At 66.9% G+C, this 24,126-nt stretch carries 19 protein-coding genes and 1 pseudogene; 3 read left to right on the top strand and 17 right to left on the bottom strand.

The genetic code is table 11. From position 1 onward, the window contains the following. From EKG36_RS19950 to lhpI, 17 genes and pseudogenes are all read right to left on the bottom strand, one after another. A pseudogene (locus EKG36_RS19950) lies at positions 1–265 on the bottom strand (transketolase); the annotation flags it as partial. A gap of 10 nt (positions 266–275) precedes the next feature. Next, complete coding sequence (locus EKG36_RS19945) at positions 276–1,694, bottom strand: mannitol dehydrogenase family protein (protein WP_246007578.1); 1,419 nt, start codon at positions 1,692–1,694, stop codon at positions 276–278. A 192-nt stretch (positions 1,695–1,886) separates the two neighbouring features. After that, positions 1,887–2,837 (bottom strand): transaldolase, encoded by a 951-nt coding sequence (gene tal, locus EKG36_RS19940; protein WP_126487032.1) that lies wholly within the window; start codon positions 2,835–2,837, stop codon positions 1,887–1,889. A gap of 29 nt (positions 2,838–2,866) precedes the next feature. Further along, on the bottom strand, positions 2,867–4,345 hold the full coding sequence (xylB, locus tag EKG36_RS19935) for a xylulokinase (RefSeq protein WP_126487031.1): 1,479 nt from the start codon (positions 4,343–4,345) through the stop codon (positions 2,867–2,869). Positions 4,346–4,368: 23 nt separating this feature from the next. Continuing rightward, on the bottom strand, positions 4,369–5,841 hold the full coding sequence (locus EKG36_RS19930; RefSeq protein WP_126487030.1) for a mannitol dehydrogenase family protein: 1,473 nt from the start codon (positions 5,839–5,841) through the stop codon (positions 4,369–4,371). A gap of 50 nt (positions 5,842–5,891) precedes the next feature. Further along, positions 5,892–6,527 carry a nucleoside triphosphate hydrolase gene (locus EKG36_RS19925; RefSeq protein WP_126487029.1) on the bottom strand — a complete coding sequence of 212 codons (636 nt, stop codon included), beginning with the start codon at positions 6,525–6,527 and terminating at the stop codon, positions 5,892–5,894. A 236-nt stretch (positions 6,528–6,763) separates the two neighbouring features. After that, positions 6,764–7,555: an L-iditol 2-dehydrogenase gene (locus EKG36_RS19920; RefSeq protein ID WP_126487028.1), complete on the bottom strand. Its 792-nt coding sequence runs from the start codon at positions 7,553–7,555 to the stop codon at positions 6,764–6,766. A 49-nt stretch (positions 7,556–7,604) separates the two neighbouring features. Then, positions 7,605–8,291 (bottom strand): HAD family hydrolase, encoded by a 687-nt coding sequence (locus EKG36_RS19915; RefSeq protein WP_126487027.1) that lies wholly within the window; start codon positions 8,289–8,291, stop codon positions 7,605–7,607. An 11-nt stretch (positions 8,292–8,302) separates the two neighbouring features. Next, the gene (locus tag EKG36_RS19910) at positions 8,303–9,451 is read right to left on the bottom strand and encodes an ABC transporter ATP-binding protein (RefSeq protein ID WP_126487026.1); all 1,149 of its coding nucleotides are present in this window, start codon (positions 9,449–9,451) and stop codon (positions 8,303–8,305) included. A gap of 12 nt (positions 9,452–9,463) precedes the next feature. After that, positions 9,464–10,351 (bottom strand): carbohydrate ABC transporter permease, encoded by an 888-nt coding sequence (locus tag EKG36_RS19905; RefSeq protein WP_126487025.1) that lies wholly within the window; start codon positions 10,349–10,351, stop codon positions 9,464–9,466. 14 nt (positions 10,352–10,365) lie between these two features. After that, entirely contained in the window at positions 10,366–11,256 is an 891-nt protein-coding gene (locus tag EKG36_RS19900) for a carbohydrate ABC transporter permease (protein WP_126487024.1), read from the bottom strand. Positions 11,257–11,326: 70 nt separating this feature from the next. Then, positions 11,327–12,637, bottom strand: a complete 1,311-nt coding sequence (locus tag EKG36_RS19895) for an ABC transporter substrate-binding protein (protein WP_126487023.1) — start codon at positions 12,635–12,637, stop codon at positions 11,327–11,329. Between the two features lie 174 nt (positions 12,638–12,811). Continuing rightward, the gene (locus EKG36_RS19890) at positions 12,812–13,768 is read right to left on the bottom strand and encodes a sugar-binding transcriptional regulator (protein WP_126487022.1); all 957 of its coding nucleotides are present in this window, start codon (positions 13,766–13,768) and stop codon (positions 12,812–12,814) included. Between the two features lie 115 nt (positions 13,769–13,883). Further along, complete coding sequence (gene putA, locus EKG36_RS19885; RefSeq protein WP_126487021.1) at positions 13,884–17,549, bottom strand: bifunctional proline dehydrogenase/L-glutamate gamma-semialdehyde dehydrogenase PutA; 3,666 nt, start codon at positions 17,547–17,549, stop codon at positions 13,884–13,886. Between the two features lie 168 nt (positions 17,550–17,717). After that, positions 17,718–19,019: an NAD(P)/FAD-dependent oxidoreductase gene (locus EKG36_RS19880; RefSeq protein WP_126487020.1), complete on the bottom strand. Its 1,302-nt coding sequence runs from the start codon at positions 19,017–19,019 to the stop codon at positions 17,718–17,720. Beyond that, the gene (nhaC, locus tag EKG36_RS19875; RefSeq protein WP_246007577.1) at positions 19,016–20,482 is read right to left on the bottom strand and encodes a Na+/H+ antiporter NhaC; all 1,467 of its coding nucleotides are present in this window, start codon (positions 20,480–20,482) and stop codon (positions 19,016–19,018) included. Before nhaC ends, EKG36_RS19880 begins: the two co-directional genes overlap by 4 nt. Positions 20,483–20,564: 82 nt before the next feature. Beyond that, positions 20,565–21,527, bottom strand: a complete 963-nt coding sequence (lhpI, locus tag EKG36_RS19870; protein ID WP_126487019.1) for a bifunctional Delta(1)-pyrroline-2-carboxylate/Delta(1)-piperideine-2-carboxylate reductase — start codon at positions 21,525–21,527, stop codon at positions 20,565–20,567. A 128-nt stretch (positions 21,528–21,655) separates the two neighbouring features. On the opposite strand from lhpI, the gene EKG36_RS19865 reads away from it, so the two are divergent. The 3 genes from EKG36_RS19865 (at position 21,656) to EKG36_RS19855 (ending at position 23,821) form a co-directional block, all read left to right on the top strand. Further along, positions 21,656–22,456: a helix-turn-helix transcriptional regulator gene (locus EKG36_RS19865; protein ID WP_126487018.1), complete on the top strand. Its 801-nt coding sequence runs from the start codon at positions 21,656–21,658 to the stop codon at positions 22,454–22,456. 523 nt (positions 22,457–22,979) lie between these two features. Then, on the top strand, positions 22,980–23,183 hold the full coding sequence (locus tag EKG36_RS19860) for a hypothetical protein (RefSeq protein ID WP_126487017.1): 204 nt from the start codon (positions 22,980–22,982) through the stop codon (positions 23,181–23,183). Between the two features lie 407 nt (positions 23,184–23,590). Beyond that, positions 23,591–23,821: a hypothetical protein gene (locus tag EKG36_RS19855; protein WP_126487016.1), complete on the top strand. Its 231-nt coding sequence runs from the start codon at positions 23,591–23,593 to the stop codon at positions 23,819–23,821. The last annotated feature ends 305 nt before the right edge of the window (positions 23,822–24,126 follow it).

Here is a 24,126-nt window from a genome sequence, read left to right as displayed (position 1 = left end):
TCTGCAGCTCCTCCAGGCCGAGCTCGTAGCCGGACAGGTGCAGCAGCGAGTAGAGCAGCATGGAGCCGTGGCCGTTGGACAGCACGAAGCGGTCGCGGTCGGGCCAGTGCGGATCGGCCGGATTGTGCTGCAGATAGTCGTTCCACAGTACTTCGGCGATGTCGGCCATGCCCATCGGGGCGCCGGGGTGGCCGGAGTTGGCCTTCTGGACGGCATCCATGGACAGGGCGCGAATGGCATTGGCCAGTTTGGCACGGTCTTGCATCATAAATTCCTCATCCTTTAGCGACATAGCGCCTAATGGCAGCACGAGCGTCCTGGCCGTCGATGATGTCGAGCCACCTAGCAAAGGCCCCCTGGAGCTTCTGCGAGTCAGCCAGATCGTTGAAAACCTCATGGATCTCCAGGAAGGCTCGCGGATCCCGCACGGCCTCTCGCGCCCCCGCCCTCAGCCGTACCGACAGGGGGTCGGAGAGCGCAGGCACCTGCGATGTCTTGCCGGCCACCCGGCAATAGCAACACCAGAGGGCCAGCTCGAGCGCCAGACCCTCAACGGGTAACCCCCGGGCCAGGGCATCCCTGATCGCGGGCAGAATGAACTTCGGCTGTCGCGTCGAACCGTTGGCACACAGCCGCGACACGGTGTCGCCGATCTCGGCGTTGCCGAAGCGCTCCAGGATCCGCGCCAGGTAGGCCGGGTAGGCCACGCCCTCGACCTCCTCCAGGGCGGGCATGATCTCCCGCTTCTGCAGGGCGAGCAGCCAGTCGCGGATGTCCGCATCGGCGATGGCTCGATGCACGTGGCGGTATCCCAGCAGGGCCGCTGCATAAGCGATGCTGGCATGGCCGGCGTTGAGGATCCGCAGCTTCATCTTCTCGTAGGTCGACACGTCGTCGACGAACTCGACGCCGACCTTCTCCAGCGGTGGGCGACCGGCGCAGAAACGATCCTCGACCACCCACTGCCGGAAGGGCTCACATACCACGGGAGCTGCGTCCTCGATCCCGAAACGACGACTCACCAGCGCACGCTCGCGGGCGGTGGTCGGGGGCGTGATGCAGTCGACCATCGAGTTGGGGAAGGTCACCTCCCGACGGATCCATCCGGCCAGGTCATTGTCGATGAGTTCGGCCAGGCCGACGACCGACCGGCGCGTCACGTCGCCATTGCCGGGGAGATTGTCGCAGGAGAGCACGGTAAACGGAGGCTGGCCCTTCGCCCGACGCTCGGCCAGCGCCTTGACCATCATGCCGAAGACGGTCCTGGGACGCGCCGGGTCGGCCGCGTCGGCCCGGATCCGGGGATGGTCCGAGTCGAACCGACCGGTGGACGCATCGAGAAAGTAGCCCCCCTCGGTGATCGTCAGGGAGACGATGCGAACACGCGGGTCGGCCAGCGCCTCGACGATGGCCGCCGACGCGACGGGAACGAAGTCGACCATGGCGCCCACCACCCGTGCCGACATCGCCCCCGGCTCGAGATCGACCACGGTGAAGAGCCAGTCCTGGGGACGCAGACGCCTGCGCATCAGGACATCCGCCGGCATCACCCCGGAACCGATGATCGCCCAGTCATGGGCTTGGCCCTGCTCGAAGAGGCGGTCCAGGTAGGTCGCCATGTGTGAACGGTGAAAGTTGCCCAGTCCGATATGGAGGATTCCCGGACGCAGCCCGCGGCGATCATAGGACGGCACACCGACCTCGTGTCGAACAGCGGCAAGCGACTCCTGCGTAAGTGAAACACCCATTGACTTCCCGAGCCCCCTCAGGCTGACGCGCGTAGCGAACCCCGCCGGCCGATACAATTTAGCACCGTCTTGCCTTCCTACGATGGTGTCCGCGACGCCAGGCGCCGCGGACACCGGTTGCCCAGGGCGGGCCTGCGGTCACCCCAGCCGCTCGGCGAGACGCGCCTCCAGGGTACGCTGGTCCTCGTCGAAGCGGCGGATGCCCTCGGCCAGCTTGTCGTTGGCCATGGCGTCCTGATTGTGGCCCCAGCGGAAGGCGGGCTCGCTGAGCGGCCTGGGCCGTTCACTGGCGGCGGGGATCTCCACCGCCCGGGCGACCTCGCCCTCCTCCGCCGCCAGCTCCTCGAGCAGCGACGGCGAGATGGTCAGCCGCGGGCAGCCCGCCAGCGCCAGCACCTGGCCAACGGTGCGGAAGCTTGCGCCCATCACCACGGTATCGTAGCCGCCATGCCCGGCCCGCTCGCACACGCCATGCACGAAGCGCACGCCAGGGTCCTCCTCAGGGGCAAAGTCGCGGCCGGTTTCCTTCTTGTACCAGTCGGTAACGCGGCCGACAAAGGGCGAGACCAGGAAGACGCCGGCGTCGAAACAGGCCTGGGCCTGGACCTCGCTGAACAGCAGGGTCAGGTTGCACTGGATGCCCTCGCGTTCCAGTCGCTCGGCGGCACGGATGCCCTCCCAGGTGGAGGCCAGCTTGATCAGCACCCGATCTGGCCCCACGCCGCGACGTCCGTAGAGCTCGATCAGCTCGTGGGCCTTGCGAAAGCTGGCCTCCTCGTCGAAGGAGAGCCGGGCGGCCACCTCGGTGGAGATCCTCCCGGGGATGTGCCGGGCGATCTCGGCCCCCTTGGCCACGGCGAGGCGATCCACGGCATGCTCCACCTGAGACTGGTGGTCCTGGTACTCGGCCCGGAGGGCAGCGAGTTCCTCGTCGATCAATGCCTGATAGCCCGGCAGGTCGAAGGCCTTGAGCAGCAGCGAGGGATTGGTGGTGGCGTCATGGGGCCGGTAGCGCTTGATGGCGTCCAGGTCGCCGGTGTCGGCGACCACCAGCGAGTGGGTCTTCAGGCTGTCGAGTCGTGTGGTCATGGGAGGTTCCTCCTCGTTGTGGGATTCGATCAGGAAATGCCGTGACGGTCGGCCAGACGGCGGCGATAGCGGGCATAGACCTCTCGGTAGGCGGCTACGTTGGCCGGAGCGGGCTCGGCTCGCGAGGCCTCGTCGAGATGCACCAGGCGCACACAGAGGTCGGCCAGTTCGCCGCCCTCTTGGCACCAGGCCGCCTGGAGGGCAGCACCCAGGGCCGCAGCGTCGGTGATCTCGGGGCAAACCACCCGGCTGCCGGTGACGTCGGCGACCATCTGGCGCCACACCGGGCTGCGCGCCCCGCCGCCGACCAGGCGAATCTCGCGTACTCCCTCGGCCAGACAGCCGAACTGATCCAGGCCGTAGCGCAGGCCCAGAGTGGCGCCCTCCACCACCGCTCGACAGAGGTTGGCCTGGGTGGTGTTGACGCTGGTGAGGCCGTCCAGGTTAGCGGTGGCGTCAGGCAGCATAGGCACCCGCTCGCCGTTGAAGAAGGGCAGCATCGTCATCCCCTCGGCGCCGATGGGGGCACTCGCGACCCGCTCACCGAAGCTCGCGAGGTCCAGGCCAAACAGCTCGCGGATCCGCGTGGTCGCCGAAGTGACGTTCATGGTGCAGACCAGGGGCAGCCAACCACCGTGGCTGGCGCAGAAGTTGGCGACCATGGCGCTCCCGGGCACCACCGGCTCGGGGGAGTGGGCGCAGATGGTACCCGAGGTGCCGAGGCTCAGGGTCACCACCCCGGGGTGGATGTTGCCGGTGCCAATGGCAGCGAGCATGTTGTCGCCACCGCCGCTCGAGACCACCACGCCGTCGGCCAACCCCAGCTCGCGGGCCAGGTCGGGACGCACCGTCCCCGCCGGCTCGTGGGACTCGATCAATCGCGGCAGTACCCGCTCGACGTCGAGCTCCGGAGCGATCTCGGCGAAGACGTCCTCGCGCCAGCGCCGTGTGCGGGTATCGAAGTAGCCGGTGCCTGAGGCGTCGCCGGCCTCGGCGACCCGCTCACCGGTCAACCAGAAGTTGAGGTAGTCATGGGGCAGCAGCAGGCTGGCGATGCGTCGGTAGGCCTCGGGCCGGCTGTCGCGAAGCCAGGCGAGCTTGGAGGCGGTGTAGCCGGTCTGCAGCACCAGGCCCAGCTTATCGAGACAGCCCGCCTGGCCGCCCAGGCGCTCGACCACGGCGGCATTATGAGCGGCGGTCTCGGTATCACACCACAGCTTGGCCGGGTACACCGGCTCGCCGTCGGCATCCAGGGCCACCAGGCCGTGCTGCTGGCCGGAAATACCGATGGCACGGATCGCCCGGGCAGCGATGCCGGCCCGCTCCACGGCATCAAAGAAGGCGCCAAGGAAGGCCGCGATCCAGTCGGCCGGGGCCTGCTCGCGGCGGCCGTTGTCGTCCTCGCTCAAGGCATGGGGGCGGCTGGCCTCGCCGAGGATCCGTCCGCCCTCGACATCGACCACCACCACCTTGGTGCTCTGGGTGCCACAGTCTACCCCGATATACATCACTCGCTTCCTTACTCGACCTGCTACTTGGCCAGCGTTTCCAAGGTTGCCCGCGCGCCTCGGGCGTGCAGGCTTTCCAGCGCTTCGAGATAGGCCTCGCGGAAGCGCGCGTCATCGGCCAGGTCGCCGAACAACTCGCGGTTCTCGATGAAGGCCGTGGGCCGACGGCGGTTCTCGGCGGCGATGCTCATCAACTCGTCCTTGAGACGATCCACCACCCGGATGGGCTCGCCGTGCTCGTCGACGCCTTCGGCGTAGCGCGCCCAGCTGGCCACCACCGCGGCGCTGCGATGCATCTCGCCGCCATGCTCGACCTGCTCGCGGATCAGCGGCACCAGCCACTTGGGGATGCGATCCGAACTCTCGGCACACAGCCGCTCCAGGGTGTCCTTGACCTCGGGATTGGCGAAGCGCGTGATCAGGGTCCGACGGTAATCCTCCAGGTCGATGCCCGGCACCGGCGCCAGAGTCGGCGAAGCCTCGTGGCGCATGTAACCGAGCAGGAAATCCACGAACAGCGGGTCCTGGCAAACCTCATGCGCATAGCGGTAACCGGCCAGGATGCCGAAGTAGGCCATGGCCTGGTGGCTGGCGTTGAGCAGCCGCAGCTTCATCAGCTCATAGGGCACCACGTCGTCCACCAGCTGCACGCCAACTCGCTCCAACGGCGGGCGACCAGCGACGAAGCGGTCCTCCAGCACCCACTGGGTGAAGGGTTCGCAGACTACCGGCCAGGTGTCCTCGACGCCGAAACGTTCACTCAGCTCGGCAGTGTCAGACTCGCTGGTTACCGGAGTGATGCGGTCCACCATGGCGTTGGGGAAGGCCACCGAGCCCTCGATCCATGCGGCCAGTTCCGGGTCCCGAGCGCGAGCGAAGGCGGTGAAGGTCTCCTTCGCCACGTCGCCGTTGCCCTGGATGTTGTCGCATGACATCAACGTGAAGGGGGCGATGCCACGCTCGCGGCGCCGCGCCAGGCCCTCGACGATCAGCCCGAAGGTCGTGGTCGGCACCTCGGGGTGCTCCAGGTCGTGACGAATGTCGGGGTTGTCGAGGTCGAACTCGCCGGAGACTGGATGGAAGTTGTACCCCCCCTCGGTGACGGTCAGCGAGACGATGCGGATCGCCGGGGCGGCGAGGCGCTCCACCACCGCCGCCGGATCGTCAGGAGCGAAAAGGTAGTCAACCATGCTGCCGATGACCCGCGGCTCGCGGCGGCCATCGGGATGCTTGATCACCAGGGTGTAAAGGTGGTCCTGAGCGGCCAAGGCTTGGCGCATGCGACGATCGCCCGGCATCACGCCAACGCCGACGATGCCCCAGTCCAGGGCCTCGTTGCGATTCATCAGTTCATCGAGATATATGGCCTGATGAGCGCGATGGAAGCCACCCACGCCGAAGTGGATGATGCCCGGAGTGATGGCTTGTCGGTCATAGGCGGGCACCGCCACCTCGGAGGCCAGCTCCCCCAGGTTGTCGTTGTTCAGTCGGGTCATGAAGGGTCTCCTGCTGAGTTGCGCTCGGCATGTCGGCCCGTGGCACGGCGTTAGCGCCACACCATGTCGGGCTGGATGGATGTGGTGTTGACCAAACGAGCATTGGGCATGTCCTTGTCCAAGGCCTTGTGTCGGGCGGCCTCGGCATCGCGCCCCATGGCCAGCCAGCGCTCGACCAGGCGCTGCTCGAGGGTCTCGTCGTCGACCTCGAGCATCACGCTGAGGTCGAACAGGTCATGCAGAGCGCGCCAAGGGCCCTGGTCGAGCAGCAGATAGTTACCCTCGACGATCACGATGCGGTGATCCGGGGTCACCATGCGAGCGCCGGCGCGAGCCAGGTCGAGCGGGCGATCGAATACCGGAACGGCCACGCTGCCTGCATCGAGGCGGATGCGCTCGAGGTCGGCCATGAGTCCTGCGGCATCGAAGGTATGGGGGGCTCCCTTGTTCGGCAGCTGATCGGTGCCAAGCACGGCGTTGTCGAAGTGGTAGCCGTCCATGGGGACCACCACGGCCTGGCCCGGGCGCTGTGCCTCGAGGGACTGGAGAAGTTGCTCCGAACGATAGGACTTGCCGGCGCCCGGCGGTCCGGCCAAGGCCACCAAGACCCGACGGTGACCCTCGATAGCCGAGAGGATTCGCCGGGTCACCTCGGTCAACGAGTCGATATGGGGAGGGTGGGTCATGGTCGTCATCATCCTCACTTGAGGTCGTTGTGCAGGCTGCCTTCGGCGCGCGGCCGACAAGTGGCGACAGGGGCAAGTCGATGGGATGGCGCACCCGCCGTGCGGCCCGGGAAAGATCAGCAGTGCGTCGCCAGCGGAGGGGCAGAGCAGCGCCGCGGCGCATCGAAACGCCGGCCACGGGCCTCGGCCATGCACTCGACACCTAGTTCGCCGATGGTTGCAATATCGGACCTGGTTCAACTCATCCAGTTGCCGCCGTCGACGTTAAGCGTCTGGGCGACCACGTAGTCGCTGTCCTCAGAGGCCAGGAAAACGGCGGCCCCGGCATGGTCCTCGGGACGGCCCATGCGCCCATAGGGCACGGCCTCGCCGACCAGGCGTTTCTTCTCGCCCAGCGGGCGGTTCTCGTAGCGGGCGAACAGCGCATCGACCTCATCCCACATCGGCGTGTCGACCACACCCGGCGAAATGCCATTGACGTTGATGCCGTGCTCGATCAGCGCCTGGCCACATGATTGGGTGAGACTGATCACCGTCGCCTTGGTGGCACAGTACATGCTGGCCAGCGGCTCGCCGCGACGTCCCGCCTGAGAGGCCATATTGATGATCTTGCCGCCCTGGCCGCGCTCGATCATGGCCTGGGCCACGGCCTGGAGCGTGAAGAACAGGCCCTTGACGTTGACCGTGAACAGCTTGTCGTAGCTTGCCTCGGTGACGTCCAGTACCGGCGCCATGTCAAACACGGCGGCGTTGTTGACCAGGATATCGATGCCACCGAAACGCTCGGTCACGGATGTCACCATGGCCTCGATCGAGACTCGATCACTGACATCGAGGCGAACGCCCATCACTCGCTCCCCCGCATTATCGGCAGCCTGGTGAAGCGCCTGGACGGCCTCCTCGATGGCGCGCTCATCGATATCGGCGACCACCACCCGAGCGCCCTCGGCGAGATAGCGTTCGGCGATGGCCAGGCCGATGCCCCGGGCTCCGCCGGTGATCACGGCCACCTTGTCTTGGAGTTGCATGCTGTCATCCTGTGTGATTGAGATGTTGCGGAAAGGCTTGTAATGACGCTCAGCCATCGCTGGCCGACTGCCGGGCATCCCGCCACTGCTGCACCAGCCCTGCGAGACCGCGCATGTGATCGAGCACCCTCCAGGCGCCGGCCTCGCGCAGCCGCTCGGCCTGTCCCGCCGCCACATGACTGGCGCCGGTGAAACCCACCACCGTCATGCCGGCACGATGGGCAGCGGTCACTCCGGAGACGCTGTCCTCCACCACCAGGCAGTCGTCGGGCACACAGCCCAGATGCTCTGCGGCCAGTCGGTAGATCGCCGGATCAGGCTTGGGGTGGGCCACCTGATCGGCGGAGACGATCGGGGTGTCACCCAGCGGGGCATCGAGCCCGGTAGTGGCCAGCGACACCAGCACCCGCGAACGGCGACTGTTAGAAACCACTGCTAGCGGCAGCTCGAGAGCGGCGATGGCCGCCGCAACACCATCGATAGGGCGAAGCTCGTCGGCCAGGCGGGCCTCGATGGCATCGTCGACGTAGGCCGAGGCCTCTGCCGGCAGGGGATAGGCGCTATGGGCCTCCAGGTGGCGCAGGATGTTCTCCGTCGTCATGCCGAGCACTACCTTCAGCTCGTCGCGGACCGCCAGGTCCGGCAGCCACTCGCCTAGCAGCTCGAGCAGGGTAGCCTCGGCGATGGCCTCGCTGTCCACCAGCACGCCGTCGCAGTCGAAGATCAGGGCTTCCATGGGCATTCCCATCACTGGTCGCTGATTTCGGACGACACCCGGTTATCCTGGCGGCGCAGCCCAGCCAGCGGATGCTGCTCCAGGCTGGGCAGGGTCAGGCCATCCGCGTTGAAGAGGTGCGCGCGGCCGGGCGGGAAGCCGAAGCGCACCTTGTCATGCACCCGGTGGGCGACATCGCCGTCGGCCATGATGGTCATCATGGTCTCCCCCATCTGGACGTACAGCGAGGTCTGCCCGCCCAGGCGCTCGAGGACCTGGATCTCACCGGTCAGCGGCCCCTGGTCGTCATCGAGCACCAGATGCTCGGGACGGATCCCCAGTTCCAGCGCGGTACCGGGGCGCAGGCCCTCGCCGTCCGCCGGCACCTTGGTCACGCCTCCCCCTGGCAGCTTGACGCTGACGCCCCTGATGTCGGCCTCGACCACCTCGACGGGCAGGAAGTTCATCTTCGGCGAGCCGATGAAGCCGGCCACGAAGCGATTGCGCGGATGGTGGTAGAGCTCCATGGGCGAGCCCACCTGCTCGATCTCGCCGCCCTGCAACACCACGATCTTGTCGGCCATGGTCATGGCCTCGATCTGGTCATGGGTGACGTAGATCATGGTGGCGTCGAGTTCCTCGTGGAGCCTGGCCAGCTCGATGCGCATCTGCACGCGCAGGGCGGCGTCGAGGTTGGAGAGCGGCTCGTCGAAGAGGAAGATGCTGGGGTTGCGCACGATGGCACGGCCGATCGCCACACGCTGGCGCTGGCCACCGGAGAGGGCCTTGGGCTTGCGGTCCAGCAGCGGCTCGAGCTGCAGGATCTTGGCGGCCTCGAGGACCTTCTCGCGGCGTTTCTCTTTCGATACCCCGGCCAGGCGCATGCTGAAGCCCATGTTGTCCTCGACGGTCATGTGCGGGTAGAGCGCATAACTCTGGAAGACCATGGCCAGCCCCCGATCGGCGGGGCCCACCTCGTTCATGCGCTGGCCGTCGATGAGGATATCGCCGCTGGTGGCGCTCTCGAGTCCGGCGATCATGCGCATCAGGGTCGACTTGCCGCAGCCAGAGGGGCCGACAAAGACCACGAACTCCTTGTCGTTGACGTCGAGGTCGACACCCTTGATGACGTCAGTCTCGCCGAAGCTCTTCTTGATCTGTTTGAGCTGTAGAGTTGCCATATTGGAATTCCTTTACTTGACAGCGCCGAAGGTGAGACCGCGGACCATCTGCTTCTGGGTGAGCCAACCGAAGACGAGGATGGGTGCGATGGCCATGGTCGAGGCCGCGGAGAGCTTGGCCCAGAACAGCCCTTCGGGGCTCGAGAAGGACGCGATGTAAGCGGTCAGCGGCGCCGCCTGGGAAGAGGTCAGGTTGAGGCTCCAGAACGCCTCGTTCCAGCTGAGTATTACTGCCAGCAGCCCGGTGGAGGCGATGCCCGGCAGCGTCAACGGCAGCAGCAGGTAGAGCACCTCCTGCAGGGTGCTGGCCCCGTCCATGCGCCCCGCCTCGAGGATGTCCTTGGGCATATCCTTGAAGAAGGTGTAGAGCATCCACACCACGATCGGCAGGTTCATCAGGGTATAGACGATGATCAGCCCGGTGCGGGTATCCAGCAGTCCGGTGTCGCGGAACAGCAGGTAGATCGGCACCAGCACGCCGACCGGCGGCAGCATCTTCGTGGACAGCATCCACAGCAGGGTGCCCTTGGTACGCTTGGTGGGCAGGAAGGCCATGGAGTAGGCCGAGGGGATGGCGATCAGCAGTGCCAGCAGCGTCGAGCCGAAGGCCACCACCACGCTATTGAGGGCAAAGTGGAGATAGTTGGCCCGGTTCTGGACCTCGGCATAGCTGTCCAGGGTCGGCGAGAAGATCAGCGACGGATCGGCCACGGCCGCGGCTTCGGTCTTGAAGCCGGTCAGCACCATCCAGAAGATCGGGAAGAAGATCAGGCAGGCGACCGTCCAGCCCAGCACTCCCAGCCACAGGCGCCGGTTGCGCAGGGCGCCTAGCCAGGACGAGCCTTGTGCCAGCTGGCCGGGCTCGGCAGAAGATAACGGTTTGGTTCTTGCAGTCGTCATAAGGCGCTCCCGCGTCAGCTTTCCAGGTTCTTGGCCACCATGCGGACCAGGAAGATGGCGACGATATTGGCGAGGATGATGGCGACTACCCCGCCGGCGGAGGCCATGCCGATGTCGAAGTCGAGCAGTGCCTGGATATAGATCAGGTAGGCCAGGTTGGTGGTGGCCAGCCCCGGGCCACCGGAGGTGGTGACGAAGATCTCGGCGAAGATGGTCAGCAGGAAGATCATCTCGATCATGATCACCACACTGATCGCTCGCTTGAGATGCGGCAGGGTGATGAAGAAGAAGATGGCGATCGGGCCGGCACCGTCCATGCGAGCCGCCTCCACCTGGTCCTCATCCAGCGACTGCATGGCGGTGAGCAGGATCAGCAGGGCGAAGGGCAGCCACTGCCAGGCGACGATGATGATGATCGAGGTCAGCGGCAGCGAGGAGAACCAGTCCACGGCCGGCAGGCCGAGCGACTCCGCCACCCAGGACAGCACGCCGTTGGCCGGGTGCATCATCATGTTCTTCCATACCAGGGCGCTGACGGTGGGCATGACGAAGAACGGCGAGATGGCCAGCACGCGGGCGATGCCCTGGCCAAAGAACTCCTGCTGGAACAGCACCGCCAGCAGGGTCCCGCCGACCACGGTAATCACCAGCACCCAACCCACCATGAGCAGGGTGGTGCCCATCGCCGACCACAGCGCCGGGTCGGTGAACAGGTACTCGTAGTTCTCGAGGCCAGCGAAGCCGGTCATCTCCGGCATCAGCAGGTTGTAGCGCTGCAGCGAGAACCATACGGTCATCGCCAGCGGCACGATCATCCACAGGAAAAGCAGGGAGACGGCAGGCGCCTGGAGGGAGAGGGTACGCAACCCTCCCACGGTGCGCCCGGCAGTTCGTGTCTTGTTCATGATCAGGCCCATGAAAGGTTGGATATGCGGATTGGCCGGCCGGGAACGCGCCCCGGCCGGCGCAGGCGGCTCAATCCAGGTAGCCGGCGCGATCCATGGTGCGCTGGGTGGCACGCTGGGCAGCCTGCAGGGCCTGCTCGACCGAACGCTGGCCGGACAGGGCGGCGGCCACCATCTGGCCGACCTGGGTGCCGATCGACTGGAACTCGGGAATGCCCACGAACTGCACGCCGACGTAGGGGTTAGGCTCCAGGGTCGAGTCGGTGGGATCGGCGTCCTGAATGGCATTCAGCACGAAGTCGGCGAAGGGCGCGGCTTCCTGGTAGCTGGGGTTCTCGTAGGTGGACTCGCGGGTTCCCGGCGGCACGCTGGTCCAGCCTTTCTCTTCTGCCACCAGTTCGACGTACTCCTGTGAGGTCGCCCAGGTGATGAACTCACGGGCCGCCTCCTTGGCATCGGACGAGGCGGGAATCGCTAGGGCCCAGGACCACAGCCAGTGTGAGCCTTTCGGCGTCTCGGCGATCGGCGCCGGGGCGAAGCCCAGCTTGTCGGCAACCTGGGATTGACTGGCGTCGTAGATGCGTCCAGCCGCCGAGGTGGCGTCGACCCACATGGCGCAGTTGCCGCGGGAGAACAGCGCCTGGTTCTCGTTGAAGCCGTTGGAGCTGGCCCCGGGCGGGCCATAGTTCCCCAGCAGATCGACGTAGAAGGCAATCGCCTCCTGCCAGGCCGGCGAGTCGATCTGCGGCTGCCAGTCCATGTCGAACCAGCGCCCGCCGAAGGTGTTCACCAGCGTTGAGACGAAGGCCATATTCTCGCCCCAGCCCGGCTTGCCGCGCAGGCAGATGCCGTAGGTCTGGTTGGCGGGATCGTGGAGTTGCTCGGCCCAGTCGCGCACCTGCTGCCAGGTGGGCTGCTCGGGCATCTCGATGCCGGCCGCGTCGAAGAGGTCCTGGCGGTAGTACATCATCGAGCTCTCGGCGTAGAAGGGCAGCGCATGCAGGGTGCCGTCGTGGCTCAGGCCCTTGCGGACCGACTGCAGCAAGTCGTCGACTCGGTACTCCTCGGGCAGGTCGTCGAGGGGTGTCAGCCAGTCGCGCTCGGCCCAGATAGGCACCTCGTAGGTACCAATGGTCATGACGTCGAACTGCCCGCCGCCGGTGGCGATGTCGGTGGTGAGGCGCTGGCGCAGCACGTTCTCCTCGAGCACCACCCAGTCCAGCTCGATGTCCGGATGGGCCTGCTCGAAGACATCGGTCAGGCTCTGCATGATCACCATGTCGTTGTTGTTGACCGTGGCCACGGTGATGGTCTCCGCCTGGGCCGCGCTGGCGCCCAGGGCCGCGATGCCGGCCAGCGGGAGTGCACGAGAGAGCTTCATGATGGGCTCCTTTGGGGAAGTCTTGTGTTGTTGTCGACGCGTTATGCGGCCTTCTGATCATTTCAATCAAAGCACGAACAAATGATCGGACACACCTCCAAAAAAAGCAAAGTCGCGGCGTTAGACTTTAGCCGCTTAGACTTTGGCATCAGGGAAGGCGATGTCGAGGCAGGATCAGCGATCCGCCTCGACGATGTAGCGCGCCGCATGCTCGTCGGTGACCAGTGCCTTGAGCCAGCCGCCGCGCAGGGCAGCGACCAGCCCCGGCCCCTTGTCGCGCCCGCCACCCACCGCCACCAGGGGGCGGTCACGGAAGATGGTCAGCGGCAGACTGGTCACCCGCCGCGTGATGGAGCAGTCGATGACCTCGCCGTTCCGGCTCAGCGGCCAGCCCAGCAGCTCGCCCACCGCTTCGCGCTCCAGCAACTCCTCGAGCTCGGCCTCGCTGATGAAGTGGTCCTGGAAGAGCGTCGCCTGGCGATCGACGCGTCCGACCCCGATAAAGGCCACCTCAGCCTCGCGGGCGACCTCGGCTACCGACTGGTAGAGCCGCTGCCGGCAGAGCGCCTCGCTCTCCTCCACCGTCCCGGCCACCACCGGGGCCGGCAGCAGGAAGCGCTCGCCGCCGGTTTTGTCGGCCAACAGCATGACGCCATCGTAGCGGTTGGAAGAGCCATCACGGGCGACGTTGCCGACCAGCGAGACGAAGCGATGCTGCGGGCGGTCGATGCGGCTCAGTGCCTCGACCATGGCGCGCACGGCGCGACCGGTGCCCAGCGACAGGGTCAACGGCTCGCTGCGATCCAGGTAGTAGGACAGACGCTCGGCCGCGGCCACGGCCAGGTAACGGGTGCTGCCGTCGGGGGCGCCCTCTGGATCGGCGGGCACCACGTCGCAGAACTCCAGCCCGTACCGCTCGGCGATTGCTTCGGAGAGCGCCATGCAGCCGGCGATGGGATGGTCGATATGCACCTTGACCAGGCCTTCCTGGCGGGCCAGAGCCAGCAGGCGCTGCACGCCGGGACGCGATACGCCGAGTTGGCTGGCGATCTCGTCCTGAGTGTGACCGCCCACATAGGAGAGCCAGGCGGCCCGGGCCGCCTGGTCCAGCTTTCTCTCAAACTTGTCCACGGGTCGCCCCACTCCGGATAGCCTGTGACCGGCTGATCATCGCAAGGAGCGCGCCATTGCACAAATGGCGGCGCCGACGTGATCCGGTGTCGGCGCCGCGATCGGGCCATCGCGCCTATTCGGCCGTCGCCAGCAGGCTGGCGTTGCCGCCCGCGGCGGTGGTGTCGATGCACAGATGGCGTTCCACCACGTAGCGCGACGGCGCGATGGCCTGGGTCTCGAGCGAGACGATGGGACCATCACGCTCGGCCAGTGCGAGGCGCAGCTCGCGGGTCCAGTCGCTGGCGCCGGCCGCAGCCACCGCCGCGATGCCCCGAACCGCGGTCAGCGTCTCGGTTGCGACGCTGCCGTCGAGTGCGGCGACGGGCGCCCCGGCATCACTCAACGGCTGCACGGCCTGCGCCGCGCCTGGCGCGACGACTACCGCCGCACAGCCGGCACCGAGCGCCTGGGCCGCCTGGGCGACGGCGATTTCGAGGGTCGGGCCTAGGCAGAGCACCGGGCCCTTGGGGTACTGCGACAGCCGGTTGCTCTCCCCCGTCGGCCCGGGCAGCGTCTGGGCCGTCATGTCCAGGGCCGCCGCCTCGGCGAGCGCCTTGCGGATCACGCCGCGCTTGCCGGAGAGCGCCTTGCGCAGCACCTCGACCCGATCGGGGCGCGCCGCCCAGTTGCGTGCATCCAGCCCATCGAGGGCCGACTGGAGCGCCTCGAGGGACACGGCCTTGCCCTGGGGCGCGTCGTGGTTCTCGACCGCGGCGGTGCGGCGGAAACGCGGGACATAGAGCGGGCCGCCGGCCTTGGGCCCGGTCCCCGAGAGGCCCTCGCCCCCGAAGGGCTGGGAGCCGACAATGGCGCCGATCTGGTTGCGGTTGACGTAGATGTTGCCGACATGGACCCGCTCGACGATCTGCTGCACGCGGTCATCAATGCGGGTATGCAGCCCGAAGGTCAGGCCATAGCCCTTGGCGTTGATCGCATCGACCACCCCGTCGATGTCCCGCGCCTTGAAGGTGGCCACGTGCAGGATCGGGCCGAAGATCTCGCGCTCGAGGTCGTCGATGCCCCCGACCTCCACCACGGCCGGGGTGACGAAGGTGCCGACGTCCGGCGCGGGCAGCGTCTTCAGCACCTTGCCGGCCTTGTCCTGGGCCGCCACATAGGCGCTGATGTCGGCCTGGGCCTCGGCGTCGATCACCGGCGAGACATCGGTGTCGGTGTTCCATGGATCGCCGATGGCGAGCGCGTCCATGGCGCCGCCGAGCATCGTCAGCAGCCGCTCCCGCGCCTCTTCCTGGACGTAGAGCATGCGCAGCGCCGAGCACCGCTGCCCGGCCGACTGGAAGGAGGAGATCAGGATGTCGCGCACGGCCTGCTCGGTCAGCGCGGTCGAGTCCACGATCATGGCATTCAGCCCGCCGGTCTCGGCAATCAGCACCGCATCCGGCCCCGCATTCTTCGCCAGAGCCTTGTGGATGACCTGCGCCACTTCGGTCGAGCCGGTGAAGCAGACGCCGGCGATCCGCGGGTCGCTGGTCAGCGGCCCGCCCACCGTCGGCCCGTCGCCGGGCAGCAGCTGCAACGCCGCCTCGGGCAGCCCGGCTTCGCGCATCAGCTCGACGCCCCGGGCGGCAATCAGCGGCGTCTGCTCGGCGGGCTTGGCAAGCACCGCGTTGCCGGCCGCCAGGGCCGCCGCGATCTGGCCGGTGAAGATGGCCAGCGGGAAGTTCCACGGGCTGATGCAGACGAAGATGCCGCGGGCGCTGCCCGGCTCTTCGGCCTCCAGCCGCTCGCTCTCGTTGGCGTAGTAGCGCAGGAAATCCACCGCCTCGCGTACCTCGGCGATGCCGTCGAGAATCATCTTGCCGGCCTCGCGGGTGGCGATCACGGTCAGCTCGGCCATGTGCGCCTCGTAGAGATCGGCGGTCCGGCGCAGCACCTCGGCCCGCTCGGCCACCGGCCGCGCCGACCAGTCGCGAAAACCGTCCTCGGCGGCACCGAGGGCGGACGCCACCTCGGCCGGGGTCGCCTCATGTACCTTGCCGACCACGCGCGAGCCATCGGCGGGCGACACGGCATCGCGGGCCGGCCCCTCTGGCGCCGGGCGCCCGACCAGCATGGGCGCGGCGGTCCAGGTGGCATCGGCGAAGGTCTCGCGGGCCGCCAGCAGCGGCAGGACCGAGGCGGGCTCGTTGATCCGGAAGCCCCGGGAGTTCTTGCGCTCGGGGTCGAAGAGCTCGCCGGGCTGGCGGATTGACGGGCTGGCGAGGGCGTCGCCCAGGCGCTGCATCTCGGCCACCGGGTCCTTCGAGACCTCGCTCGGGGGAATGGCATCGTCCACCACCTGGTTCACGAACGAGGAGTTTGCGCCGTTCTCCAGCAGGCGGCGTACCAGATAGGCCAGCAGGTCACGATGCGCGCCGACCGGGGCGTAGATACGGCAATGCGTGCCCTCCGACTGCTTGACGATGTGATGCAGTGACTCGCCCATGCCGTGCAGGCGCTGGAACTCGAAGCTGTCCTTGTCGTCGCCCGCCATGGCGATGACGGCGGCGCAGGTATGGGCATTGTGGGTGGCGAACTGCGGGTAGATGCGGTCGCGCCGGTCGAGCAGCAGTTGCGCACAGGCCATGTAGCTGACATCGGTATTGACCTTGCGGGTAAATACCGGGAAGGTGTCGACGCCCATCTCCTGGGCCAGTTTGATCTCGGTGTCCCAGTAGGCGCCCTTCACCAGCCGCACCATGATCCTGCGATCGAGCCGCTCGGCGAGGTCGTAGAGCGTCTCGATCACCGGCGCGGCGCGACGCGCGTAGGCCTGCACCACGACCCCGAAGCCGTCCCAGCCGGCGAGGCCGGGGTCGGAGAGCAGCGCCTCGATCACGTCGAGTGACAGGTCCAGGCGGTCCTGTTCCTCGGCGTCGATATTGAAGCCGATATTGGCCTTGGCCGCCTGCTTGGCCAGTTCCAGCGCGCGCGGCACGAGCTCGGCCATCACCGTCTCGCGGTGGGTGTACTCGTAGCGCGGATGCAGCGCCGAGAGCTTCACCGAGATCCCGGGGCTTCCGCGCACGTCGCCCTTGGCCTGCTTGGCGATGGCGGCGATCGCCGTGGCGTAGGCCTCGTGATAGCGCAGCGCATCGGCGTCGGTACGCGCCGCCTCGCCCAGCATGTCGTAGGAGTAGGTGTAGCCCTGCTTCTCGAGCTCGCGGGCATTCTTCATGCCCTCCTCGATGGTCTGGCCAAGCACGAACTGGCGGCCGAGGATCTTCATCGACTGGCCGACCGCAGTGCGCACCACCGGTTCGCCCATGCGACGCACCAGGCCGCGCAGCGCCCGTACCGGGCCCTTGGGGTCCTCTTCCAGCACCTTGCCGGTCAGCATCAGCGCCCAGGTCGAGGCGTTGACCATCGATGACGAGGACTTGCCCAGGTGCGCGCCCCAGTCGGAGGGCTCGATCTTGTCATGGATCAGGTCGTCAATGGTCTCCGCGTCGGGCACGCGCAGCAGCGCCTCGGCCAGGCACATGAGACCGACACCCTCGGCGGTCGAGAGCCCGTATTCGGCCAGGAACGCCTCCATCATCGAGGGCGACGTTTCCTTTCGCACACGCTCCACGTATCTGGCACCGACGTCGGCCACCTTTCGGCGGTCGTCCTCCGACAGCTTGATCTGGTCGACAAGCCCATGCAGTACCGCTGCCTCGTCGGCCGCATAGTTGGCGCGGATGCGCGCCCGCAGCTCGCTGACGGGGCCATGCGGGTGAAGGTTGGCTTCGTTCATGTTCGATACCCTTTTGCTACTTGAAACGCATCGTCGATGCACAGGCTCGGATGCCATCGTCATTGTCGAAAGTCACCCATGTAGCGTAGGCGTCCTGGCCGGAATTGCGCCCACACTCTGAGATCACGGGAGGGAAGGTCACCCCGCCAGGCCCGGATGGCGACGGGGCTAGGCCGGGCAGCGGCCGGCCTTGTGCGCCTCTCCCCGGTGCCCGGGGAAGCGGGTCACGCGGTAGGGGGCGAGGTCCAGGGACGGGACTTCCCCCGCCATTCGCGCGGCCACGAGCTCCGCGGTGATCGCCGCCTGGGTCAGCCCCAGGTGCTGGTGACCGAAGGCGAAGTGCACCGCCGGGTAAGCCGGGTGGGCGTCGATGACCGGCAGCGAGTCCGGCAGCGTCGGCCGGAAGCCCATCCACTCCTCGGCGCTGTCGTCGAGGCCGGCGGCGTCGTGCAGCAGCGCCCCGGCGTGGCGGCGCAACGACATATAGCGGCGCTTGACCGGGGACAGCGAGAGCCCGCCGAGCTCGGTGAAGCCGACCACCCGCAGACCACAGGCCATCGGGGTCATCACGCAGCGACGCTCCGCCGAGCCCACCGGCTGACGCAGGGCCTGGCCGCGCTCGGGCAGGGTCAGGTGATAGCCCCGCTCGGTCTCCAGCGGGATCGACAGGCCGAGGCCGGCGGCCAACCGATGGCTCCAGGCGCCGGCCGCGACTACCGCCTGCGCCACATCCAGCTCGCCCTGGTCCGTGTGCAGCCGGACACCCCGGTCGCGGGGCTCGAGGCGCACTACATTCGCCTGGCGGATCTCCCCGCCCCGGGCCCGGAAGGCCTCCGCCAGGCGCCGCACCAGGGCGTAGGGGTCCCGCACCTGGTGGCCGCCGGGGAAGAAGAGGCCGTGGCTGACCTCCCCCGACAGGCCCGGCTCGCGGTCGCGCAGCGCCTTGCCCTCGAGCCATTCCACCTCGTATCCCCAGTGGCGCACATGCGCCATCTGAGCCTTGGCGGCTTGCCGACCCTCGGAGGATTCCCAGACCAGCAGGTACCCCGAGGGCACCAGCTCGTCCTCGGCGTCAAGATCGGCCAGGCAGCGCCGCCAGGCATCGACCGCCGCGCCGTTGAGGGCCGCCAGCGCCCGGCGCCCCTGGGTGACGCGGGCAGGCCGGGCGGCGGCGATGAAGCGCGCCAGCCAGGGCACGAGCCTTGGCAGGTAGCGAAGGGGCAGGGCCAGCGCCCCGTGGGGGTCCAGCCACAGCCGGGGAGCCAGGCGCAGGGTGGTCGGGGTCGACAGCGGGTCGATGAGCTCGGTGGCCAGGAAGCCGGCATTGCCGTAGGAGGCCCCCTCCCCCGGGGCCCGGGAATCGAGCACGGTGACGGCAAAACCCTGTCGCTGCAGGGCCAGCGCGGTGGTCATGCCCACCACGCCGGCCCCCGCCACCGCGACCCGGTCGCGATAGACCGCCTCGCTCATCCCCGCTTCTCCGCCAGGGCCGCGGCCTCGCCTTCCGCCACCTCGACGCCATCGGCCCGCTTGGAGAACCAGCCCAGCTGAGCGTAGAGAATACCGAACAGCGGCGACAGCCAGCAGGCGAAGGCCAGCGGGATATACAGCAGCTGGCTGAAGTCACCGGCGGTCACGGTCAGGCCCAGGGCACCGATCACGAAGGCGCCGCCGGCGTTCCAGGGCACCAGCGGCGAGACCAGGGTGCCGCCCTCCTCGATGGCCCGGGACAGGTTCAGCCGCGAATAGCCCACCTGGTCGTAGGCCGGCTTGTACATGCGTCCCGGCAGGGCGATGGACAGGTAGACATCACCGGAGACCACGTTGGTGGCAATGGACGTCAGGATGGCACTGGTCTGCAGGCCACGGAAGCCCTTGAGGCGCTTCATGATGGCGCTGACGATGGCCTCCAGGCAGCGAGTCCGCTCCAGTGCACCGCCGTAGGCCAAGGCGAACATCATCAGGGTCACCACCCAGGTCATGGAGGTGACGCCACCACGGTTGAGCAGGCTGTCCAGGGTGGCGCTGCCGGTCTCGATGGCAAACCCGCTGTGAGCGAAGGTCAGGGCATCGTGGATGGACGCCCCCTGGGTGAGGATCGCCACGCCGCCGCCCAGCATCACCCCGATGAACAGCGCCGGGATCGGCGCCACCTTGAGGAATGCCAGGCCGATGACCACCGCCAGCGGCAGCAGCTGCCAGGCACCCATGGTGAAGCTGTCGGCCAGCCCCTGCTTGATGGTGTCGATACGCGCCAGGGAGTCGCCTGCCCCGCCCTCGGCGCCGCCCACCACCAGGTACACCGCCAGGGCGATCAGCATGGCGGGAATGGTGGTCGGCAACATGTAGCGGATATGATCGAAGATGTTGGTTTCGGTCACCGCCGGCGACAGGTTGGTGGTATCGGACAGCGGCGAGATCTTGTCACCGAAGAAGGCGCCGGAGACCACCGCGCCGGCGGTCCAGTAGATGGGCACGCCGAAGGCGTCGCCGATGCCGATCAATGCCAGACCCACGGTGCCGACGGTGGTCCAGGAGGAGCCGATCGACAGCGAGACCATCGAGCACATCAGCATGGCCGCAGCCAGGAACCAACTCGGGTCGATCAGCTCGAGTCCCAGGTAGATCAGCATCGGCACGGTGCCGCTGGCGATCCAGGTGCCCACCAGCATGCCGACGATGATCAGGGTGGCGATGGACGGCATCGCCACGTGCAGCACCTGGAAGGCACCGGCCTCGATGTCCTTCCAGCGATAGCCCTGCAGCCAGCCGACCAGGGCGGTGATGCCGAAGCCGATGGCCAGCGGAATGTGCGGGGTGAAGTCGTCGTAGTAGAAGATCTGCACACCCAGCAGGCCGATAGTCAGCACGATGGGAATCAGCGCCAGGGGCAGGCGCGGCATCGGAATGTCGGGGGTCGAATAGTCTTGCATTGCTCTTGCACTCCCCAGGCGAGCGGGCTCGCCCTCGTTGTCGTTGTGTCACAGGAGTCGGGCGGCCAGGGCCGCCTTGGTCTTATGCCTGCCCCGCGCAGCGCTCGTAGGCCAGGATGGCGGCGGCCAGGTCCTCCACGGAGGCCCCTACCGACTTGAAGACGGTGATGGACTGCTCGGGGGACGCCAGCGCGCAGCGGCCGGCATGGCGACCCGCGCAGAGGTCCGGGAAGTCGGCGAGGATGTCCTCCTCGGCGATCACGCCGCTCTCGAGCGGGTCGATCAGGTCACCGGTCTCGCTCAGGGCGCCGTCACGGGTATCGACGAAGATGGCGCCGCGACGCATCACCTCGTCATCCGCCTCGCGCATGAAGGGCGTGAAGCTGCCCACCAGGTCCAGGTGGGTGCCGGGCGCCAGCCACTCGCCGCGGATCAAGGGATCGCGGCTGAGGGTGGCGCAGCTGATGATGTCGGCTCGCCCGGCGGCCTCGGCCAGCCCATCCGCCGGCACCACTTCGGCATCGATGCCCTCGGCCTGGAGATCATCGACCAGCGCCTGGGAAGACGTCTCGCGGATGTCCCAGACGCGCACCCGCTCGATAGGCCTGACCGCCCGGTGGGCGGGGATCAGCCGGCGTCCCATGCGCCCGGCACCGACCATCAGCAGCTCGCTGGCATCTTCCCGTGCCAGGTAGCGGGCGGCCAGTGCGGAGGCCGCGGCGGTGCGACGTGCGGTGAGCTCGTTGCCATCCAGCTGGGCCAGGTGGCGGCCGGTCCGGGCACAGCTCAGCAGGTAGTGGCCGCTGAGCCCGGGCTCGCCCCGGTTGCTGTTGCCGGGGAAGACGTTGACCTGCTTGACGCCCAGGTACTGACCCTCGAGCCAGGCCGGCATCAGCAGCAGGGTGGCGTCCGGGTCACCGGGGACCTGCATATGATGGTGATGACGCACTGGCGAATGCACGGTGCGGGTGAAGATATCATCCAGGGCGTCCACCATGGCCCCCCAGGGCAGCGCTTCGGTCACTTGCTCGGCGTTGAGATACATGTCAACCTCGATTCAACGGTGTCAGGCCACCAGTCTATGAATCGCGGCGAGGGGGCTCTTGACCCTGCCTCCGCAAGCGTTGCTCCAGGCTCCGCTCTCGCCACTACCCAGACGGTACAGGGGAGCCCATGGCCCAGACGCAAGCTCGCTGTAACCTGATCGCCCGCAGCTCGGGAGAGCATTGCCACGACCACCCCCAACTGATGCTGGGGTGGCGCGGGGTGATGGACTATGAGTTCACGCGAGGCGGCGAGAGGCTGATGCTCGGGCAGGCCGCCATCCTGCCCACCGAGGAGCCTCACAGCTACCTGGGACGCCACGACGACAGCGAGGTACTGGTGATCGACCTCGACACGGCCGATCCCTGCCTGGCCTCCCTGGAAGCAAGCTGCGCGCTGGAGTTGCGCGAGTCGCTGTTCGCCGAGCCCCGTGCCCTCAGCCTGCCACCGACGCTGCTGCCCATGGTGGAGTTCGCCACGACTCAGCTGAACACGGCCCGCTCGCCGGAACAGGTGGCCCTGGTCAATCACCAGCTGGCCGTGCTGTTCGTCAGCCAGTTCAGCCAGCTGCTGGCGGGCGACGCCCCGACGGTGCCCCCCCGGGGCCGGCTGACCGCGGAGGCCTTGAATGCCGTCATCGACGAACGCCTGGCCATGCCGCCCGACAACGCCACCCTTGCCGACGCTCTGCATATCGGCCAGAGCCAGCTGCACCTGCTGTGCCAGCGACAGTTCGGCCTCACGCCCCAGCAGTACGTGATGAACCGTCGCCTGCAGTGGGCCCGACATTGGCTGCGCCATACCCATCGGCCCGTGGGCGAGATCGCCCTCGATCTGGGCTTCGCCGAGGTCTCGAGCTTCTCCAGGGCCTTCCGCCGGCGCCTGGGCCATGCGCCCAGTACCGAGCGCAGCCTCAGCGGCGAATGCTGAAGCCCCCCTTCCGCGATCGCCGGCTTGCTCCCGACGCCCGGAGCCGGCCCTCCGGGTGAACCCGCTTGCTGCGGGCCATGGCCGTCAATGAGCACAAATCCTGACGGGGGCGCCGAACTGAGCCTACTCTGAGGAAGCCTGGTTGGTGTTCTTTGCATGACAAGTCAGGGGGTGGTTGACCCCTTCGCGCGCCCGGTGTGACGCGCGAACGTTTATCCTCGATGACGGGACGTCCTGTTGATTCGCTCCGAGCGGGAAGCACAGAGAGCACGGGAAGTTGCGAGACATCCAGAAGCGTGCACGCTTCGGCACCATCCTTGGCAAGTAATGCTCACTTCACCCCATGGGTGAGCATATTGCCCACCAGCCCCACGGTGGGCTTTTTTTGGCTGCCCAGCAAAGGCTAAGGAAGATTAGCAAACCCTCAAGCACTCCTCGCTAGTAACATAAAAGAAACTACAGTTTCATTTAATTACAAGGCGAGCGAGGGATGGGCATGCACAGGCCGACTGCCGATACGCGGATGTCTGCTGAAGAGCTCGAGGCGCTCGATCACCGAGCCTTCGATGTGATCGGGGCGATTCCCCGCCACAATCACGATCCCCGCGCTGGGATCTATGTCGTCCTGAAGGAGGAGCCGCCCTACGCCCACCGCCTGCTGGTCGAGGTGGACGATCCCGATTGCCTGATCGCCCTGTCGGAGCTGCGACGCCGCCTGGACCTGTAGCCACTCAGCCAATCCGGGGAGACATAGAGAGCATGGACCTGCCATCCATCAGCGGGGTGACGATACTCTTTCGCATGTCAGCGGGATACGCCGCTCCTCACTCTCTTCCCTTAGCAGCCGATCAGGCATCTTCTCGGGGCGGTTACCCGCAAATGGCCCGGGATCGACTGATAAAATGCCATGCTCTTCCAGGGATCGCTGCATGGCGCAGGGCGTCTGATATTTTCGCGAACATCTGCCGAGGTTTTGGTGTCCAATTATGACGGTGATCAAGGAGTTAGCCGCCACAACCGCGGATGTTCTGTTGCACTTGCTCAGACGTGACCCACACCAGGAACCTGCTGACAGCGGCACCGTATACAAGAAGAACTATCATTTCATTAACTTACAATTACAGAAGCGCCGCCATGCAGAATCCTGCCTCCGAGAGATATATCTCGGGTGAAGAGCTCAATGGCATCGATCACGAGGCCTTTGACGTGATCGGGGTCATCCCCCGCAACCAGCGAGATCCTCGCCACGGGCTCTATATCGTCCTGAAAGAGAAGCCGCCCTTTGCCACTCGGCTGCTGATCGAGGTCGACGACCCGGACAACAAGAGCATCCTCGCTCTCCTGAGACGCCACCTGAAACTGTAGCCTCCCGATGCTCACTCCTGGTTATGCACTGGCCGCTCGCCGCCATGCCTGATCGTGGATAGGGGATCCACAGGCACAAAACGCCGTCCGAGAGTTGGCCTCTTGGGCACTTCAGCATCCCGGCCGGGGAATCGACCCGGATCCTCGGGAGCGGTAACGGCCTGCCGTGGTGTGAGTGCTCGGCTGACGGAGCCTGTCAACATAGTTGGCACATGAAATGACTTCGGCTCTTTAAAATCCTGATGCCTGTGACATCGGGACCCGCTCGGGATTCAGGTGCACGATTTCTGGCAAGCTGAGGTTTC

The sequence above is a fragment of the Halomonas nitroreducens genome (genome assembly GCF_003966155.1).
Classification (GTDB): Bacteria; Pseudomonadota; Gammaproteobacteria; order Pseudomonadales; family Halomonadaceae; genus Halomonas; species Halomonas nitroreducens.
Note: the sequence above shows the minus strand (reverse complement) of the source record. Positions and strands in the feature narration are given on the sequence as shown.